The following is an 18203-nucleotide window of genomic DNA, read 5'->3' as shown; positions in this document are numbered from 1 at the left end:
CCAATGCGTAGCCCCATCAAGCTTGAATTTTCCGAGAAGTACGACAAAGACCATGCGCGCGAGTACTTTCTCAAGCACCAGGACGGCCTGGCGCGACGCCTTTCCCACAAGCGAGATGAGCAATTGGCGCGCCGCGCCTTGGCATTGGCGGGCGAGCCTGGCCTGGTACTCGATCTGCCATGCGGAGCGGGCCGTTTCTGGCCGCTGTTGGCGGAAAAGCCCAATCGGGTAATCATCGGTGCCGACAACTCCGAGGCCATGATTGAGACAGCCTGTGCGGCGCAACCGCCAGAAGTGGTGGCACGGGTACGGCCTTTGCAGACTTCGGCATTTGCCATCGACCTGCCAGATAACGCCGTGGACAGCATTTTCTGCATGCGCTTGTTCCATCACATTGGCGAGTCGGCGCACAGAAAGACCATTCTTTCGGAATTTCAAAGGGTTAGCCGTGATAGTGTGATCCTGTCCCTGTGGGTGGATGGCAACTTCAAGGCCTGGCGCCGGAAAAAGCTGGAGCAGCGCCGTAGCGCCAAGTCCGAACAGGATAATTACCAGAACCGTTTCGTGTTACCTGCCGAAACGGTCGAAGAAGAATTCAGGGCCGCCGGCTTCAGAATCCAGGAACGCCTCGACTTCCTGCCGTTCTATGCCATGTGGCGAGTCTACGTATTGCGTAAGGGGTAGTGTTTGATGGCTGTAGCCCATAAAGGGGAATCGCGGTTCGATTTTTACTGGCGTCAGCAAGGCGAGTGGGTCGAGGAGCCTAACCAGCGCCGCGGCGGCGAAAGTGGCGTGCAACGCCTCAACGATGCCAATGGCAAGCTGTTGTATGCCAAGCGCCAGGTTGGGCATATCTACCGCAGCCTGTTGCACCCTTTTGGTCGGCCGACGGTATTGCGTGAACTCGATGCGCTGAACAGTTTCGAGCAGCTGGGCGTGCGTGTACCGCGCATCGTCTTCTGTGGCGCGCAGCGCGATGCCGAGCACCAGTGGCGCGCGCTGCTGGTCAGCGAAGCGCTGGACGGTTTTGTCGAACTCGACACCTGGCATGCCGAAGGTGCCCGCGAGCATTACCCGCAGGTGGTGCATGAGCGCATGCTCAAGGACCTGGCGGACAACCTGGCGCGGATGCACCTGGGGCACTGGCAACACGGCTGCCTGTATGGCAAGCACGTATTCATCAAGGTGATCGGCGAGGGCGAGCAGGCCCGCGTCGAAGTGGCGCTGCTGGACCTGGAAAAGTGCAGGCGGCGTATCAGTTGCCAGCGTGCGGCCGGCAATGACTTGCGTCAGCTCCGCCGCCATTCGTCGCTCAATGACGCGGAATGGCGGACGCTGCTCTACTTTTACAAGATGGCGTTTGGCAGCGCTGTCAAAGGGTTAGAGTAATGAAACTAGAAATTGCTCGAGCTTTGTTCCTGGTAGCTGGCCTGGCGGTGACCACCGTGGCGGTGGCTGCCTGGGAAGAGCCGAGACCGACGGTGTTCAGCAAGGCAGAAATGGCAGACCAGTGCGCGTTGCCGCGGGATGCAAAACCGCAGCAGGCCCGGACTGAGCCGGACCATGACCTTTTGCTGTTCCTGTTTGGCTTGCGTCAAGGGTTGCGACCATTCGGTTGAACCCTGCGTTAGCGTGAAAAGCCAGAGGCCTCGCGATTGCGGGGCCTCTGGCTTTTTGCGGCTGCGTTGCCGGCCTCCCCGCGGGCATGCCCGCTCCCACAGGTCGGCTCAAGCGATTGCAGGTTCCTTGGCGCTCGCCTTGTGCGCCAGCAGGGTGTAGATACACGGCAACACAAACAAGGTAAACAGCGTGCCAATCGACATCCCGGTGGCAATCACCATACCGATGTCAAAACGGCTGACCGCTCCCGCCCCGGTTGCCAGAATCAGCGGCACCATGCCGAACACCATGGCCGCCGTGGTCATCAGCACCGGCCGCAGGCGAATGGCCGCTGCTTCCTCGATCGCTTCGCGCACGCTCAGGCCCCGCTCCTCACGTAGCTGATTGGCGAACTCGACGATCAGGATACCGTGCTTGCTGATCAGTCCGATCAAAGTCACCAGCCCGACCTGGGTATAGATGTTCATGCTCGACACACCCAGGAACAGCGGCAAAAGCGCGCCACAGATCGACAACGGCACTGTCACCAGAATCACCAACGGGTCGCGGAAGCTCTCGAACTGGGCAGCCAGTACAAGGAAAATGATCGCCAGCGCCAGGCCGAAGGTGACCCACAATGCGCTACCTTCCTGAACGTACTGCCGGGCCACGCCGGCGTAGTCGAAGGCAAAGCCTTCCGGGGCCTCTTCGCGAGCTATGTCCTGCACGGTCTTCAGCGCCTCGCCCAGGCTGACCATGGGTACGCCCTGGATGATTGCAGCGTTCAGTTGCTGGAACTGGTTGAGCTGGCGTGGGCGAGCGCGATCGGTGAGGGTGATCAGGGTCGACAGCGGCAGCAACTGGCCCTGGTCGTTCTTCACGTAGTAATTGTTCAGCCAGCCGGGGTTGTCGCGGTACGGCCGTTCAACCTGGGCGATCACCTTGTAGCTGCGGCCCTCAAGGGTGAATCGGTTGATTTCCGCCTCGCCCAGCAGGGTCGCCAGGGTGCTGCCGATGGTGTCCATCGACACCCCCATCTGTGCCGCCTTTGCCCGGTCGATGTCCACCACCACTTCGGGCTTGTCGAAGGCAAGATCGATATCGAGGAAGGCGAACTTGCCCGATTCCTGAGCGCGCTTCTTGATGCGTTGGGCCACTTCCAACAGTGCCGGGTAGTCGCCAGCGGTATTGATCACGAACTGGAACGGCAAGCCCTCGCCAGTGCCGGGCAACGACGGCAGGTTGAAGCCGAAGATCTGCAGCCCGCTGATTTCCTCGAGTTTGGCCTGCACTAGTGGCAGTAGCTCCATTTGTGTGCGTTCACGCTCGTTCCAAGGCTTGAGCAAAAAACCACCGATACCGGTCTGCACGCCATTGAAACCGTTGATCTGAAACGACGAATAGTATTCGGGGAAGGTCTTGAACAGCGGTGTGAACTCGTCGGTGTAGGCATTGAGATAGTCGAGGTTGGTCGGCTGGGGCGAGCTGCTCATCATGAAGATCACCCCTTGGTCCTCGTTGGGCGCCAGTTCGTTCTGGGTGAATTTGAGCAGCACCGGGATCAGGCACAGGACGATCACGGCAAACACCAGCACCACCGGCCGGCTGTCGAGGGTGGCGTGCAGCAAGCGCTGGTAGCGCCCCTTCAGGCGTTCGAACAGCTGGTCGAGGCGGTGGGCCAGGCCGCTCGGGTTCTGCTCCCGGCGCAGCAGCAGGGCGCACATCATCGGTGACAGGGTAAGGGCAACGATACCGGAAATGATCACCGCCCCGGCCAGCGTCAGGGCAAACTCCTTGAACAGCGCGCCCGTGAGCCCGGTCAGGAAGCCGATCGGTGCATACACCGCGGCAAGGGTGATGGTCATCGACACCACTGGCATGGCGATTTCGCGCGCGCCCTGCAGTGCCGCGTCGAACGGCGACTTGCCTTCTTCCATGTGCCGGTGGATGTTTTCCACCACCACAATGGCATCGTCCACCACCAGGCCGATGGCCAGCACCATGGCTAGCAGGGTCAGCAGGTTGAGCGAGTAGCCCATCATCTGCATGAAAAACAGTACACCGATCATCGACAACGGTATGGTCACCACCGGAATCAGCACCGAGCGCAGGGCACCGAGGAACAGGAACACCACCACGATGACGATCAGCACCGCTTCGCCCAAGGTCTTGATCACTTCGTCGATCGAAGCCTGGATGAACCGCGTGGCGTCGTAGGCAATCGACACTTTCAGTGCCGAGGGCAGCTGGCTTTCCAGCTCTGGCATGATGCGCCGCACTTCCTTGATGACATCCAGCGGGTTGGCGGCCGGGGTGGCCTTGATGCCGATATAGACCGACGGGGTGCCGTCGAACGAGCTGACCGTGTCGTAGTTTTCTGCGCCCATCTCGACCCGCGCCACATCGCCCAGCAGCACGCGGCTGTCACCGCTGGTCTTGAGCGGCAGGGCGGCGAACGCCTCGGCCGACTTCAGCTCGGTACTGGCGTTGACGCTGGTGACCACATATTCGCCTTTGACTTCGCCTGCGGCGGAAAGGAAGTTGTAGCGGCGTACGGCATTGGTCACGTCGGTAGCCGAAAGGCCGAAACCGGCCAGTTTCACCGGGTCCAGCCACAAGCGCATGGCGAACACCTGGTTGCCGAGGATTTCCGCCTCGGCCATGCCCGGCAAAGTGGCCAGCTTGGGCTGGATAACCCGTGACAGGTAGTCGGTGATCTGCGGGTTACTCATTTCCTTGCTGTAGAAGCTGACGTACATCAGCGCCGAGGCGTCGGCAGCTTCCTTGCTCAGTACCGGGTCTTCTGAGTCCTGGGGTAGCTTGTTACGCACCTCATTGGCCTTGGCCAGCAGCTCGGTGAACAGCCGGTCGCTGTCGGCGCCAATGCGCGCGTAAATGGAAATGATCGAGAAGTTCTGCCGGCTCACCGAGGTCATGTAGTCGATGCCTTCGGCACTGGCCAGGCTCTGCTGCAATGGTTGAGTGATGTAGCCCTGGATGGTTTCGGCGTTGGCCCCGGGGTAGGCGGTGGTGACGGTGATCAGGGCGTTTTCCATTTGCGGGTACTGGCGGATCTGCAGCTTGTTCCAGGCCTGGAAGCCGAGCAGCAGAATCAGCAGGCTGACCACGCTGGCCAGCACCGGGCGGCGGATGAACGGGTCGGTGAACGCCATGCCAGCCTCCTGTCAGTCCTTGGCCGCTGCGCCCGGTTCGGGCTTGAGGGCGTTGTCCTGGCCAATGCGTATCGCGGCACCGGGGGTGAGTTTCAGCTGCCCGGCGGTGACCACCTGTTCCCCGGCCTGCAGGCCTTTGCTGACCACAACCACGCCGTCTCGGCGCTCGCCAGTCTGTACCGTGCGCTGTTCGGCGACCAGCAGGGGGTGGCCCTTGTCGTCGTTTTCCTGCTTACCGTTCTTGTCCTTTTTCGGTGAGACGACATACACCGAGTTGCCATACAGGGTGTAGGTAATGGCGCTTTCCGGCACCACCACTTGCGGTTGCGGGTTGGGCAGCAGGATCAACAGGCTGGCGAACATGCCTGGCAGCAGTTTGCCGTCGGGGTTGGCCATGGTGGCGCGTACCAGCAGGTTGCGCGTGGTTTCCTCGACCTTGGGGTTGATGGCGCTGAGGTTGGCGGGGAAGCGCTGGCCCGGGTAGGCGGCCACTTGCACCAGCACCTGCTGGCCCAGGCTCAGGTGTGGCAGGGCCTGTTCCGGCACGTTGAAGTCTACGTACAGGCTGGACGTGTCTTGCAGGGTGGCGATCACCGTGCCGGCGGCCAGGTACTGGCCGATGTCTACCTGGCGGATGCCGATGGTGCCGCTGAAAGGTGCATTGAGTCTCTTCTTGATCTTCTGCGCCCTGAGCTGCTCGACCACTGCCTGGTTGCGCCGGTATTGGGAGGAAAGGCGGTCAAATTCGCCGCGGGAGATGGCCGAATCGCCCACCAGCTGGCTGCCACGGCCGAAATCGACCTTGGCCAGGCCCAGGTCGGCCTGGGCGGTGCCGAGCAGGGCTGTTTCCTGATCGTCGTTGAGCTGCAATAGCAGTTGCCCGGCCTTGACCTGCTGGCCTGAGTCGAAGTGCAGGGATTTGACGATGCCTTCCACCTCCAGGCTCAGATCCACGCCCTGCAGCGCCTTGAGGCTGCCGACAGCGGGCAGGCGCTCTTGCCACTGGCGCTGTTCGGCCATGGCAGCCGCCACGGTGATGGGCGGCCTGGGGGCAGTGAACATCTGGATCTGCTGGTAGATCGAGAAGGCTTTGTAACCCCCCAGGGCCAGCACGATCAGCAGAACCACGGCCAACATGATGAGCATGCGGCGGCGCAGCATAGGTCCGGTTCCTTGGATGCAGTTGTTATTCGCTTCTACACGACAACGGGCGATCCTGCCCACGTGTGGATGGGGGAAGTATTGACTGTTTTTCGGGAGGAGGGGTGTGAAATGCCTGTGCTGGCCTTTTCGCGGCTAAAGCCGCTCCCACAGGGACCGTGTAGAACCCAGTGGGAGCGGCTTTAGCCGCGAAAGAGCCAGTGAATGCAACAGAAAAATCAGACGAGATGCAGGTGGTTGTCCCAGAAACCGGACGGCAGGTTCATCGGTTGCCCGACCAGTTCGGCCTTGCGGCAATCGTAGAACCGGCAACGGCCCTGCCCGGAGGTAACGACAAAGCCGTCCTTCACTGCGCCAACGCCTGCGCAGTCGGGCATCGGGGCATCCAGCCGCACCGCACCGCTGTCCAGGTCCCAGACGAACAGGCGATTGGCCCGCGGCGCCGTCAGCGCCACCAGCCGCAGCTCGCTGTGGATGGCAACGCTTGCGGTGTATTGGGCCATGGCTTGCAGTTGCCGCTCCGGCACCGGAAAGGCCTTGAATGGCTCGCCCGGGCGCTTGATCGCCAGCAGCTCGGCAGTTTCATCGGCATCGCCCATGAACTGCTGGCAGGCGGCGATGGTGCCATCGCTGGCCACTGCCAGGTGTCGCACGCTGTTCATCTGCTGGGCCAGGGTTTCCTTGCTCAGCAGGGTGCCGTCACGCTGCATCAGCACCAGGCTAGGTTGCATGGCATCGAGGTTCATCTCGACACGGCTTTCGGCTTCGGTACGGATACCGCCGTTGGCCACGACCAGCGTTTCGCCGTCGGGCAGCCAGGCAACCTCGTGCGGGCCGATACCGTGGGTCGGTATCTCGCCAGTGTGCACCAGGCGCTCGCCTTCGAAACGGTACACGCCAAGCACGCCCCGCCCCGGGTCGGTGGTGTCGTTCTCGGTGGCATACAGCCATTCGCCGCCTTTGTGCACCACGGCGTGGCCATAGAAGTGCCGGTTAGGCTGCGAGGCTACCGTTTGCAGCAGGCGCCCGTCACGCAGGTCGATCAGGTAGCTTTCGGTACCAGGGCGGCGGGCGACGAACAGGGCGATTGGCTGCTCGGGGTGGTGGATGATGGCATGGCAACGCTGAGCGACCTGGGTGCTGAACACCTGTGTGCCGTCCAGGCGAAAACCTACGGCAAAGTGCTGGCCGTTGCCGTTATCACGCGCCGAGAGCAGCAAGGGTTCGCTGCCTTTGTTGCGGAATAGGCTCCAGCCGCCCAAGGTGAGGGCACTGAGCAATACGCTACCGAGTTTGAGTGCCTGGCGTCGCAGCATGATCAGTCACCGTCGTTGGCATTGAAGCCCAGCTGGATGTTCAGTGCCTTGGCCAGATCGCTTTCGTGCAGGCGGTGGACGACGTTGAGGCTGTCGTAGATCTGGTTGAGGGTTTGTTGACCGGCGTCGTCGGCCAGCAGCTCACCCAGCGTTTTCTGGTTATCGGCCAGCAACTTGAGCGAGGTTGCGTAGGCAGCGTCGATCTTGTCCGCCAGCGCTTTCTGATCGCTGGGCAACAGGCCGCGCAGGCCCTGGTTGTCTACCCCGACCCAGACGGCTTCGGCGGCCTTGAGGCTGGCCTGCAGGCTGTTCATCGAGTTGTGGCTGCGCCAGGCCTCGGCCTGCAGCGGCTGCGGGATGCCCTTGCTCTGACGGCCCATCGGTGCGCCGAGCTTCTTCTTCAGGGTGTCCAGGGCGGTAACCTGGGCGCGCAGCAGATCGGCGATCGCCTCGTGGGAGTCGGCGTAGCGCTGGTTGGGGAACTTGGTCATCTGCGAGAGCATGCCGTCGGTGCTGTTCCAGCCTTTGAGAATTTCCTCTGCCAAAGCCTTCTGGTGCGCGCCGATGGCCACCAGCAGCGGGCAGTAGCGGGCCTTCTGTTCGGCAGTGGCGATGTCCGGCTTGCTGTCGAACAGGATGTACTCATAGGCCGACAGGCCACGTACCACCACGCTGGACTTGCCCAACGCCTCAGCATCAACCGGCTTGTCGCCGTTGACCAGTTGCTCGACCTGACGGCCGACCAGGTTTTTCTTGTCGGGCCAGAATTGTACCTGCCAGGCGCGGTTGCCTTCGGCCAACGGGCCGACCAGCAGCGGCTGAAGCTCGGCCCAGGCTTTTTGTGCGTTGAGGAAGTCGGCGCGGGCTTTGTCCAGGCTTTCCTTGCCTTCGCAGTAGGCCAGGGCGCTGGCAGCCAGCGTACGGTCGGCTTCGACCCAGCGGCTGTAGGTAGGCAGGATTACCTGGTTGGCGATGGCGGCGGAGGTCACTGCTTGCGGGTCTTGTGGCGAGCAGGCACCGAGGGCGAGTGCGGCGAGGCTTGTGAACAACAGTTTGGGTCGGAACATGCCCGGCTCCTTTGCGCGTTTAAAGTGAGTTCAGGAACGCCAGCAACGCGGCGCGCTGCTCGGCATTGAAAGTGAGTACGAAGTTGCGTGCCGCCTCGGCTTCGCCACCGTGCCACAGCACGGCTTCAAGCAGGTTGCGGGCGCGGCCGTCATGCAGGAACTGACTGTGGCCACTGACCGTTTCGCTCAGGCCGATGCCCCACAGCGGCGCGGTGCGCCAGTCCTGGCCGTTGGCGGCAAATTCGGTGCGCTCGTCGGCCAGCCCCGGGCCCATGTCATGCAGCAGCAGGTCGCTGTAGGGGCGGATGACCTGGTTGGCCAACTCTGGTTCGGTGGCGTCGGCGGCGGTGGTGAACTGCGGTGTGTGGCAACCTTGGCAACCCGCCTGGTAGAACAGGTTCTTGCCCGCCAGTACCTGTGGCGAGCCGACGTCGCGGCGGGCCGGCACAGCCAGGTTGCGGGTGTAGAACGTGACCAGGCGCAGGATGTTGTCGCTGACTTCTTTCTCGCCATCGGCCCCGTCGCCGTTGGGCGCAGCCAGGCAGCCGGTTTGTGCCGGGGTGCAATCGTCGTTGGGCTGCAGGGTGCTGGTCAGCCCCATGTCGCCGGCAAAGGCGTGCACGTTCTGCTGGTTGACGTTGGGCTGCCCGGCTTTCCAGCCGAAGCGGCCGATCACTGTTTTGCCCTGGGCATCGTCCCATACACGGTTGGCCCGCCCGCGGATGCCATCGCGGTTGCGGTCGTCCGGGTCTTCGTTGGCCAGCAGGTCGGCTTCGGGGATAGCTTCAAGCAGGCCCAGTCCGATCATTGGTGGTGCCACCCGCGCCGAAAAGCGCGTGTCGGGGTGCATCACACCATAGCCGAGCTGGGTGATTTGCAGGGCCGGCTTGCGCAGCTCGACCTGATGGCCGTCCTTGAATGACACGGTTTCGCTGGTGTAGCTGACCCGCACCTTGCCTTCCGGCGCCACGCCGGGGATGGCCATGTCCTGCAACTGGGTGCCGTAGACCGGCTCTGGTACCACGCCGAGGCGCTCGATCACTTTGGCCAGGTAGGGTTGGTCGGGGATCGACAGGCGCACCAGCATACCCACCGCGTTGCTGTCACCCGGTTCAGGCGGGTGGCCACGTCCATCGCGCACGTGGCAGTTCTGACAGGCGTTGGTATTGAACAGCGGGCCCAGACCATCACGCGCGGTGGTGGTGGACGGGGCAATCACCCAGGGGTTGCGAAAGAAGCTGTTGCCAACGGCGAAGTCCAGGCGCAGCTCTGGCGAGAGGTTAGCCGAGGGCAGGGAATAGGCATTGCGATCGCTGCGCTGCACGGTCGCCTTGCCACCCGATAACGCTTCGCCGGGCTCGGCGTGGGTGAAACGCGGGGCGTCGTCACAGGCGGCCAGGGCACAGGCCAGCAGCAGGGGGGGGAGTCGGGACAGCGACAAGGACATCGAGAATCCTGGGCGTGAGCGAAAAACCGGCGTGCAGCTTAGCAGGCCCAGGATCATTGAATAAGAGCAATTTGCGTTTGCTTGATGAAATTGCTGCGAGCGCAGTTGGTCAGGCCATATAGAGCATGAAGTGTCGGTTGACCAGGTTGACGATCAGGTTCTTGTTGCCGCCACCGCGATTATCGCCGGTGACTTCGATGACTTGTTCGCTGGTGTATTCCATGGAAGAGGCGGTAATGCACTTGACTGCGTCCTCGTGCGCAGGTTGCCAGTAGTCCTGGAATATCCAGATGCTGGTGTCGGCAGACGGGCCGAGGATCAGGCGCAAGGCCTTGTGGTTCTCCGTCGATCTGCCAATCCATGGGATGGCCAGCGAGCCATTCCAGACGTGCTGGGCGCCGACTGCCAGGCTGTTGCTGCGGTTTTCACCGTCGATCAGGGTCAAGGTATAAGGGGTGTTATTGGCGATGGAGCGCAAGTAGGTGACGTTGGCCATGTAGTGTTTCCTTTTAATGTTCAGTTTTCGGGCGTGGTAACGGGCTAGTCGGGGCGCGATAGACATAGGCCGCGAGCAAGGTGATTTCGTTGAACGGGGGGTCGAGCTCGGCGGGATGAAAGCGACCGAGCAGTTGCAGCCCTTGGTCAATGGCGACCGCTTCGAACATTCGGCGATCGGTTTCGTTGGGGTCGTACAGGTAGATCTTGCCGGGGCGGGCAACTACCCTGCACATTTCCTCGGCCACGTGGTGGGTAATCGGAGCGCCCATCAGCGTCACGTGAGGGACTGCATGGTCGTCGAGGGGAAAGTCCGGAGCATCGTATTCGTATACGACGATGAGGTTGGGAATGTGCCCGCCTGCGAACGGCCCGTTGGAGATGAGCTGGCCGGCCTTGTTCAGGTTGTACGCATCGTTGAATCCGGTAATGAGGTCCCCCCCATTCATGCGCTGGACGATTCGGCCTTCGCCCCAGACATCAAGAATCTGCAGCACTGTGCCTCCTGTTAGCTTTGATCGAAGGCCTACAGGATGAGCATCTGCGCGTACGCCAGGCAGCAGGAAGCGTTTTACCCGGCAGCAAACGAAAACGCCCGGCACAAGGCCGGGCGTTTGCGTTGAAGCGCTACAGCAGGATCAGAACTCGTGATCTGCAGTGTCCGGGTTCAGGTTGGCAATACCCAGCTTGCCTGCGGCCTGCTCGATCGACCCGGTCTGCTTGACCAGGGCAGCGATGGCGTCACGTACAACCTGGTTGCCGGCAGCGTTGTCGGCGGCGATCAGCTGGTCGTAGTGCTCGCCTTTGAGGGCATGGTCGACGATTACCTGAAGCTTGGCCTCGGTGGCTTCCAGGTCGGCCTTGAGGGTTGCATCGGCGGCTGGGTCAACCTTGGCGACCAGCGACGACAGGCTAGGGCCGGTCATCTTGGTGCCGTCCGCACGGGTGTACTCGCCCAGGTAGACGTTGCGGATGCCCTTGGCGTCGTAGAAGTGCGAGTAGTGGGTGTTGTCGCTGAAGCAGTCCTGCTCGTCTTCCGGCGAGTTGGCTTCCAGCGAAACTTTCATGCGCTCACCCGCCAGTTCGCCCAGCGACAGGCTGCCCATGCCGAACAGCATCTTGCGCAGGCCGTCGTTGACAGGCTCGGCTTCCAGCTTGGCGCGGTAGTTGTCGGCGACGTTCGGTGCCCAGTTGCCGACCATCTCTTCGAGATCGGTGACCAGCAGGTCGGTAACCGCTTTCAGGTAGGCGCGGCGGCGGTCGTTGTGGCCACCGGTAGCGCCCTGGCCTTCCAGGTAGTCGGATGCCGGACGGTTGCCAGCGCCTGGGCCGGTGCCGTTCAGGTCCTGGCCCCAGAGCAGGAACTCGATGGCGTGATAGCCCGTGGCAACGTTGGCTTCGGAGCCAGCCAGCTCGTTCAGGCCAGCCAGTTTTTCGGGGGTGATGTCCTTGACGTCGACCTTCTCTTCACCCACCTGGATCTCGGTGTTGGCAATGATGTTGGCGCTGGCCGCCGGGTTGCCCAAGGCGTGCTCGTAGCTCTTGTCGACGTAGTCGATCAGGCCTTCGTCCAGGGGCCAAGCGTTCACCTGGCCTTCCCAGTCGTCGATGATGGTGTTGCCAAAGCGGAAGGCTTCGCTCTGCAGGTACGGTACACGCGCGGCGAACCAGGCTTCCTTGGCGGCTTTCAGGGTTTCGTCGTTGGGCTTGGCCAGGAACGCGTCGACTGCGGTCTGCAGCGCCTTGGCAGTGCTCAGCGAGTCGCTGTACACGGCGTAGACCATGTCGGTGTAATGCTTGACCACGGCTTTGCCGGCTGCTTCGTCGACAGCGGCTGGCGCAGCAGCGGTGGTGGCAGCAGCAGGTGCCTGGGCTTGCGCCGCGGCGGCTTTTTCGTCCTTGCCTTCACCGCAACCGGCGAGGGCGATGGCAATGGCCAGCAGACTGGCGGAGGCCAGAGGCATTCGAATCATTGTTGGTTTTCCTGCATCGTGTGGTTGGACCAAGGGGTGGACCGTGCGCCGTGGCACGCGAAACTACAACATCATGCGAAAGATTTGCATTTGCTGTAAAGGGGCGGGCGCGCAATTCATGTAAATCCGGGGCACGGCCTGTAACCGGGCAGGTGGCCTCAGGACACCGAAACCCGGTTGCGTTGCGCTTGTTTGAGGAAGTGGGTCAGTTCGCGGGCTGAAAGGGGTTTGCTGTAGTGGTAGCCCTGGCCCTCGTGGCAACCCTGGGCCACGATGTAGGTTTCCTGCTCGGCCGTTTCCACGCCCTCGGCGATTACCTGCATCCCCAGGCTCTTGCCCAGCTGGATGATGGCGCGAACGATGGTGGCGTCGTCATCGTCGTCGAGCAGGTCCTGAACGAAGCTCTTGTCGATCTTGATCTTGTCCAGCGGCAGCGATTTCAGGTAACTGAGGGACGAGTAGCCGGTGCCGAAGTCGTCGATGGCAATCAGCGCCCCGGAGCGGCGCAGGCTCAACAGGTGCTGGGCTGCGGTACTGATGTCTTCCATCAGGCCGGTTTCAGTGACTTCCAGTTCCAGGCTGCGCGGTGGTAGGCGATAAGCTTGCAGCAGGTTGTTGACCACCCGTGGCAGCTCGCTGTGGTGCAGTTGCACGGTAGACAGGTTGACCGCCATGCGCAGGTCGCTGAAGCCCTGATCGTGCCATTCGCGCAGTTGTCGACAAGCCTGGTCAAGCACCCATTCGCCGATGCTGATGATGCTGCCATTCTGCTCGGCCAAAGGGATGAACTGATCGGGTGGCACCATGCCCAGTTCCGGGTGCTGCCAGCGCAGCAGGGCTTCTACGCCAACCACCCGGTGGTCGCGGTAGCTGATCTGTGGCTGGTACACCAGGTACAGCTGGTTGCGCGACAGGGCTTCACGCAGGTCCTTTTCCAGTTCGCGACGGCGGCGCATCTCGCTGTCGACGCTGGCGATATAGAATTGGTAGCGGTTGCGCGAACGGACCTTGGCCAGGGTCATGGTCTGTTCGGCTTTCTGCAGCAGTTTTTCGGTGCTGTCGCCGTCTTCGGGGAACAGGGTGATGCCGATGGTCGCACGCAGGCGGATTTGCTCGTGGTCGAGGTCGAACGCCACTTCCAGGTCGTCGAGGATGCTCTGCGCCAGTTCGGCAGCCTCGTAGGGCTGCTCGATATTGGCCTGTACCAGGGCGAACTGGTCACCGCCCAGCCGTGCCAGGGCGCCCAATCGGCCGCTGTGGGCGCGTAGCCGGTCGGCCAGGGCCAGCAGCAACTGGTCACCGACCTGGTAGCTGAATTGTTCGTTGATGCCCTTGAAGTCGTCCAGGCCTAAGCACAGCACTGCCACGCGGTGCTGTAGGCGGCCGCCGTCGACGAGGATCTTGTCCAGTTGCTGCTGCAGTTGCTGGCGGTTGGGCAGGCCGGTGAGGAAGTCATACTGGGCCATGCGCTGCAGGCTGTTTTCCGCCTCGTGGCGTAGATGGGTGTTGCGTTCGATCGAGGCCAGCAACTGGTTGGCGGTGTTCACCCACAGCCCCAGTTCGTTTTTCTCGTGGCCCTTGAGCAGCGGTATCTGGTGCTGGCTGGGGCGGTCAGGGTTGATCTGGGTGAGATGCTCGATGATCTTCGACAGCGGTTTGGTGAGCAGCCAGTGGTAGACCAGGTACAGCACCAGGCCCATGGCCATGGCCCGCAGCACCCCGGAAATGAAGATGATTACCGCGTTGATCAGGAAATCTTTACCGTAGGACGAGGTATCGAGGGTAATGCTGAGGTCGCCGTAGTATTCGCTGTAAGGGCCACGGCCGACCAGTTGCGTGGTGTAGGTGCGTTCCTGGCCGAGGATGAGGTCGGTGAGCCAGCGCATGGACATGTCCTGCAGCGGGCGGGACTTTTCTGCCAGCATGGTTTCGTTGGGATGGCCAATGGAGGCCATGCGCACCGATTCGTCCTGGAACAGGCCTTCAATGACCTGCATGCCCATTTCACGGTCGAGGCTGTACACCGCCTGGGTCGAAGGGTCACGGAACATGTCGAGGATGCGCTGGGCATCATTGTTCACGGCTTGGCGGGTCTTGTAGGTGTCGTAGATGATTTGCGCACAGCTGAGCACGACGCCAACCGCCAACGCCGACAGCAGCACGACCCTGAGCAACTTGACCGACAAGCTGTTCCGCAATTCCAGCTTCAATGGGGTTTCCTTAATCCATGCGCATGGCATCATTTTGCCATCAACAATGACGATACACTACCGGCCGACCATTAGCAGTGTATCGGTTGCCTGACCCCGCAACTTGAATGCGCTGTGTCAATCTTCCAGAGGTTTGATGTTAGCGTGGTATGCGGGCTGAGCAAGCAAAACCGTGGCAGCCTCTTTGCGGGCAATACAGGCATAAAAAAACCCGGCACGTGGCCGGGTTTCTTGCTCAAGGCTGAGGGACTCAGGCCTTGAAGGTCTTGCCTTCGAACTGCTCGGCAACGAAGGCCCAGTTGACCAGGTTCCAGAACGCCTCGACGTACTTCGGACGCAGGTTGCGGTAGTCGATGTAGTAGGCGTGTTCCCAGACGTCGCAGGTCAGCAGCGGGGTGTCGCCGTTGGTCAGTGGGCAGCCGGCGCCGATGGTGCTGGCCAGGGCCAGGGAACCGTCAGCTTTCTTCACCAGCCAGCCCCAGCCGGAACCGAAGGTGCCAACCGAAGTCTTGGTGAACTCTTCCTTGAACTTGTCGAAGGAACCGAAAGCGGCGTTGATGGCGTCAGCCAGTGCACCGGTCGGCTGGCCGCCGCCGTTTGGCGACAGGCAGTTCCAGTAGAAGGTGTGGTTCCAGACTTGAGCGGCGTTGTTGAAGATGCCGCCCGAAGAGCTCTTGACGATCTCTTCCAGGGTCTTGCCTTCGAATTCGGTGCCTGGGACCAGGTTGTTCAGGTTCACGACATAGGTGTTGTGGTGCTTGTCGTGGTGATACTCCAGGGTTTCCTTGGAGATGTGCGGCTGCAGGGCATCGTGGGCGTACGGCAGCGGCGGCAATTCAAAAGCCATGGTGGATCTCCTGATTCAGGTCTGTTTGCGGTTTGCGCAAGGCCGATCACGGGCGGCCCGATAAGCGTCGGCGAGTCTGTACTCTTTGCGACGCAAGCGCTGGATCATAGCACCGGGCCCGGCGCATAACCACGCAACAAACATAGGGAATAGAGGTTCCGGAGGGGTAGGGCTGAGCCGACCGGCGGCTCGGCGCTGCGCGGGTGTTGCCTGCAAGACCGACTGCCGCTCGATCTTGCAGTCGATGAATATGTCGCGCCAGGCCCCGAGGTCAGTTGAAGATCAGTTGCGCAGCCACCGCAAACATCATCACTGCCACCATCAGGTCGAGCATCCGCCAGGTCGCCGGCCGCGCCAGCCACGGAGCCAGCCACGCCGCGCCAATGGCCAGGGTCGAGAACCACAGCAGTGAAGCGCTGGCCGCCCCGGCCACGTAGGCGCCAGGGGCGGACTGTTGGGCGCCCAGCGAGCCGATCAGCAACACGGTGTCGAGGTACACGTGCGGGTTCAGCAGGGTCACCGCCAGGGCGCTGAGCAGCACGGCGCGACGTGAGCGAACGCCCTGGCCTTGCTGGTGCTGCAGGCTCTGCTTGGAGCAGGCGCTTCGCAGCGCCTTGGCGCCGTACCAGATCAGGAACACCGCGCCGCCCCAGCGGGCAATCGCCAGCAAGGTCGGATTATGTGCCAGCACGGTGGCCAGGCCGAATACCCCGGCGGCCACGAGGATGGCATCACAGACGATGCACAGTGCTGCCACCGGCAGATGATGCTCACGACGCAGGCTCTGGGCAAGGACGAAGGCGTTCTGGGCGCCGATGGCCATGATCAGGCCGAAGGCCACCAGCATGCCATTGAGATAGCTTTGCCACATGGCAGGGCTCTCCAAAAAGGGTCACGGAAGATGCTGGCCATTGTGATGTTCGGCGCTGTATAAGAAAAACAAATAAAGCTGATCACCCATTAGGAAAATCGATGTTCGACTACAAACTGCTGGCTGCCCTTGCGGCAGTGATCGAACAAGGCGGTTTCGAGCGTGCAGCGCAGGTACTGGGCTTGTCGCAGTCGGCCATTTCCCAGCGCATCAAGTTGCTTGAGGCGCGGGTCGGCCAGCCGGTACTGGTGCGTGCCACGCCGCCCGGCACGACCGAAGTCGGCCGCCAGCTACTCAACCATGTGCAGCAGGTGCGCCTGCTCGAGCGCGACCTGCAGCGCCAGGTACCGGCGCTGGACGAAGAGGGCATGCCGGAGCGCCTGCGCATCGCCCTCAACGCCGATAGCCTGGCCACCTGGTGGGCCGGCGCGGTGGGCAACTTCTGCGCACAACAGAACGTGCTGACCGACCTGGTGGTTGAGGACCAGGAAGTGGGCCTTAAACGCATGCGTGCCGGCGAAGTGGCAGCCTGCCTGTGTGGGAGTGAGCGGCCGGTAGCCGGCGCACGCAGTTTGCCACTGGGGGCCATGCGCTACCGGGCGCTGGCCAGTCCCGTGTTCATGGCGCGGCACTTCCCCCAAGGTTTTGTCGCCAGCCGCTTGGCCCGTACCCCGGCGATCGTGTACGGCCCGGACGATTTTCTGCAGCATCGCTACCTGGCATCGCTGGGCATAGAGGGTGGTTTCCTGCACCACCTGTGCCCTTCATCCGAAGGCTTCCTGCGCATGACCGAGGCTGGGTTGGGGTGGGGCCTGGTGCCCGAACTGCAGGCCCGGGAGCAACTGGCCAGTGGGCAATTGGTGGAAATCTGTCGCGATACCCCCATCGATGTACCGCTGTACTGGCATCATTGGCGCAATGGCGGGCAATTGCTCGCGCAATTGACCGACCACCTGCGGCACACCGCACAACATTGGCTGGTGCCCTTGTAGCCATGGCTGGCGTCAGTTGCATCTGAAATCTGGCAAGACGGAGTGTTACATGCGAATTCTGGTCACCGGCGCGAGTGGCTTCATTGGCGGGCGCTTTGCGCGTTTCGCCCTGGAGCAAGGCCTGGACGTGCGCGTCAGCGGCCGCCGTGCCGAAGGGGTCGAGCACCTGGTCAAGCGTGGCGCACAGTTCATCCCGGGCGATCTGGGTGACGCCGAGCTGGCCCGGCGTTTGTGCCAGGGTGTCGAAGCCGTGGTGCACTGCGCTGGCGCGGTGGGGAACTGGGGGCGCTATCAGGATTTCTACCAGGGCAACGTGGTGGTGACCGAGAACGTGGTCGAGGGCTGCCTGAAGGAGCATGTGCGGCGCCTGGTGCATCTGTCTTCGCCGTCGATCTATTTCAATGGCCGTTCGCGTCTGGACATCCGTGAAGACCAGGTGCCGCGTCGCTTCCTCGATCACTATGGGCAAACCAAGTACCTGGCCGAGCAGAAAGTGTTCGGTGCCCAGGAGTTCGGCCTGGAAGTGCTGGCGCTGCGTCCGCGCTTCGTCACCGGCGCTGGCGATGCCAGTATCTTCCCGCGGCTGATGCAGATGCAGCGCAAAGGGCGTGTGGCGATCATCGGTAATGGCCTGAACAAGGTCGATTTCACCAGTGTCCACAACCTCAACGAGGCGCTGCTGAGTGCATTGTTCGCTGATGACCGGGCGCTGGGTCAGGCTTACAACATAAGCAACGGCCAGCCACTGCCGCTGTGGGACGTGGTCAACTACGTGATGCGCCAGATGCAGCTTCCCCAAGTGACCCGCTACCGTTCCTATGGCCTTGCCTACAGCCTGGCCGCGCTGAATGAGGCGGCGTGCATGTTATGGCCAGGGCGCCCGCAACCGACCTTGTCGCGCCTGGGGATGCAGGTGATGAGCCGTGATTTCACCCTGGATATCAGCCGTGCCCGGCAGTACCTGGACTACCAGCCCAAGGTCAGCCTGTGGACGGCGGTGGATGAATTCTGTGGTTGGTGGAAGCATTTGCCGCCCGGCTGATAATGGTCAT

Annotated in this window: 16 protein-coding genes; 5 read left to right on the top strand and 11 right to left on the bottom strand. The window is 62.0% G+C overall.

Going from position 1 to position 18203, the window contains the following annotated elements; translation table 11 throughout:
* Positions 1-3 precede the first annotated feature (3 nt).
* Genes INQ47_RS21905 through INQ47_RS21895 form a run of 3 tightly spaced genes read left to right on the top strand, consistent with a single transcriptional unit; the run spans position 4 to position 1619 of the window.
* On the top strand, positions 4-684 hold the full coding sequence (locus tag INQ47_RS21905) for a class I SAM-dependent methyltransferase (protein WP_404702576.1): 681 nt from the start codon (positions 4-6) through the stop codon (positions 682-684).
* A 6-nt stretch (positions 685-690) separates the two neighbouring features.
* Positions 691-1389: a lipopolysaccharide kinase InaA family protein gene (locus INQ47_RS21900; protein ID WP_404702575.1), complete on the top strand. Its 699-nt coding sequence runs from the start codon at positions 691-693 to the stop codon at positions 1387-1389.
* Complete coding sequence (locus INQ47_RS21895; protein WP_021781819.1) at positions 1389-1619, top strand: hypothetical protein; 231 nt, start codon at positions 1389-1391, stop codon at positions 1617-1619. The genes INQ47_RS21900 and INQ47_RS21895 overlap by 1 nt, the downstream gene beginning before the upstream one ends.
* 108 nt (positions 1620-1727) lie before the next feature.
* Here the strand turns inward: INQ47_RS21895 and INQ47_RS21890 are convergent, their stop codons facing one another.
* The 11 genes from INQ47_RS21890 to INQ47_RS21840 form a co-directional block, all read right to left on the bottom strand.
* Complete coding sequence (locus INQ47_RS21890; RefSeq protein ID WP_404702574.1) at positions 1728-4772, bottom strand: multidrug efflux RND transporter permease subunit; 3045 nt, start codon at positions 4770-4772, stop codon at positions 1728-1730.
* A 12-nt stretch (positions 4773-4784) separates the two neighbouring features.
* Positions 4785-5933 (bottom strand): efflux RND transporter periplasmic adaptor subunit, encoded by a 1149-nt coding sequence (locus tag INQ47_RS21885; protein WP_252460162.1) that lies wholly within the window; start codon positions 5931-5933, stop codon positions 4785-4787.
* A 218-nt stretch (positions 5934-6151) separates the two neighbouring features.
* On the bottom strand, positions 6152-7249 hold the full coding sequence (locus tag INQ47_RS21880; protein WP_252458813.1) for a DUF1513 domain-containing protein: 1098 nt from the start codon (positions 7247-7249) through the stop codon (positions 6152-6154).
* 2 nt (positions 7250-7251) lie between these two features.
* On the bottom strand, positions 7252-8316 hold the full coding sequence (locus tag INQ47_RS21875) for an imelysin family protein (protein WP_252458814.1): 1065 nt from the start codon (positions 8314-8316) through the stop codon (positions 7252-7254).
* Positions 8317-8335: 19 nt separating this feature from the next.
* Positions 8336-9763 (bottom strand): di-heme oxidoredictase family protein, encoded by a 1428-nt coding sequence (locus tag INQ47_RS21870; protein ID WP_404702573.1) that lies wholly within the window; start codon positions 9761-9763, stop codon positions 8336-8338.
* A 109-nt stretch (positions 9764-9872) separates the two neighbouring features.
* Entirely contained in the window at positions 9873-10259 is a 387-nt protein-coding gene (locus INQ47_RS21865) for a hypothetical protein (RefSeq protein WP_252458816.1), read from the bottom strand.
* A gap of 13 nt (positions 10260-10272) precedes the next feature.
* Positions 10273-10755 carry a hypothetical protein gene (locus INQ47_RS21860; RefSeq protein WP_252458817.1) on the bottom strand — a complete coding sequence of 161 codons (483 nt, stop codon included), beginning with the start codon at positions 10753-10755 and terminating at the stop codon, positions 10273-10275.
* Positions 10756-10896: 141 nt separating this feature from the next.
* Positions 10897-12231 carry an imelysin family protein gene (locus INQ47_RS21855; protein ID WP_252458818.1) on the bottom strand — a complete coding sequence of 445 codons (1335 nt, stop codon included), beginning with the start codon at positions 12229-12231 and terminating at the stop codon, positions 10897-10899.
* A 158-nt stretch (positions 12232-12389) separates the two neighbouring features.
* Positions 12390-14441, bottom strand: a complete 2052-nt coding sequence (locus INQ47_RS21850; protein ID WP_404702572.1) for a putative bifunctional diguanylate cyclase/phosphodiesterase — start codon at positions 14439-14441, stop codon at positions 12390-12392.
* A gap of 250 nt (positions 14442-14691) precedes the next feature.
* A complete protein-coding gene (locus tag INQ47_RS21845; RefSeq protein WP_404702571.1) occupies positions 14692-15288 on the bottom strand; it encodes a superoxide dismutase in 597 nt (198 codons plus the stop codon).
* A 271-nt stretch (positions 15289-15559) separates the two neighbouring features.
* Positions 15560-16159, bottom strand: coding sequence for a LysE/ArgO family amino acid transporter (locus INQ47_RS21840; protein ID WP_003255185.1), 600 nt, complete (start codon positions 16157-16159; stop codon positions 15560-15562).
* 101 nt (positions 16160-16260) lie between these two features.
* Between INQ47_RS21840 and INQ47_RS21835 the strand changes: the two genes are divergently transcribed.
* Both INQ47_RS21835 and INQ47_RS21830 read left to right on the top strand, forming a co-directional pair.
* Positions 16261-17151 (top strand): LysR family transcriptional regulator ArgP, encoded by an 891-nt coding sequence (locus INQ47_RS21835; RefSeq protein WP_176683769.1) that lies wholly within the window; start codon positions 16261-16263, stop codon positions 17149-17151.
* Between the two features lie 49 nt (positions 17152-17200).
* Positions 17201-18193, top strand: a complete 993-nt coding sequence (locus tag INQ47_RS21830) for an NAD-dependent epimerase/dehydratase family protein (protein WP_404702570.1) — start codon at positions 17201-17203, stop codon at positions 18191-18193.
* Positions 18194-18203: the final 10 nt, after the last annotated feature.

The organism is Pseudomonas sp. 3HC3 (genome assembly GCF_044904505.1).
GTDB lineage: Bacteria > Pseudomonadota > Gammaproteobacteria > Pseudomonadales > Pseudomonadaceae > Aquipseudomonas > Aquipseudomonas putida_Y.
The sequence above is the reverse complement of the archived record's forward strand: the minus strand, read 5'-3'. Positions and strand labels throughout refer to the sequence as shown.

Coding starts and splice junctions, on each gene's coding strand:
- INQ47_RS21905 (WP_404702576.1), top strand. CDS start 4: ATGCGTAGCCCCATCAAGCTTGAATTTTCCGAGAAGTACGACAAAGAC.
- INQ47_RS21900 (WP_404702575.1), top strand. CDS start 691: ATGGCTGTAGCCCATAAAGGGGAATCGCGGTTCGATTTTTACTGGCGT.
- INQ47_RS21895 (WP_021781819.1), top strand. CDS start 1,389: ATGAAACTAGAAATTGCTCGAGCTTTGTTCCTGGTAGCTGGCCTGGCG.
- INQ47_RS21890 (WP_404702574.1), bottom strand. CDS start 4,772: ATGGCGTTCACCGACCCGTTCATCCGCCGCCCGGTGCTGGCCAGCGTG.
- INQ47_RS21885 (WP_252460162.1), bottom strand. CDS start 5,933: ATGCTGCGCCGCCGCATGCTCATCATGTTGGCCGTGGTTCTGCTGATC.
- INQ47_RS21880 (WP_252458813.1), bottom strand. CDS start 7,249: ATGCTGCGACGCCAGGCACTCAAACTCGGTAGCGTATTGCTCAGTGCC.
- INQ47_RS21875 (WP_252458814.1), bottom strand. CDS start 8,316: ATGTTCCGACCCAAACTGTTGTTCACAAGCCTCGCCGCACTCGCCCTC.
- INQ47_RS21870 (WP_404702573.1), bottom strand. CDS start 9,763: ATGTCCTTGTCGCTGTCCCGACTCCCCCCCCTGCTGCTGGCCTGTGCC.
- INQ47_RS21865 (WP_252458816.1), bottom strand. CDS start 10,259: ATGGCCAACGTCACCTACTTGCGCTCCATCGCCAATAACACCCCTTAT.
- INQ47_RS21855 (WP_252458818.1), bottom strand. CDS start 12,231: ATGATTCGAATGCCTCTGGCCTCCGCCAGTCTGCTGGCCATTGCCATC.
- INQ47_RS21845 (WP_404702571.1), bottom strand. CDS start 15,288: ATGGCTTTTGAATTGCCGCCGCTGCCGTACGCCCACGATGCCCTGCAG.
- INQ47_RS21840 (WP_003255185.1), bottom strand. CDS start 16,159: ATGTGGCAAAGCTATCTCAATGGCATGCTGGTGGCCTTCGGCCTGATC.
- INQ47_RS21835 (WP_176683769.1), top strand. CDS start 16,261: ATGTTCGACTACAAACTGCTGGCTGCCCTTGCGGCAGTGATCGAACAA.
- INQ47_RS21830 (WP_404702570.1), top strand. CDS start 17,201: ATGCGAATTCTGGTCACCGGCGCGAGTGGCTTCATTGGCGGGCGCTTT.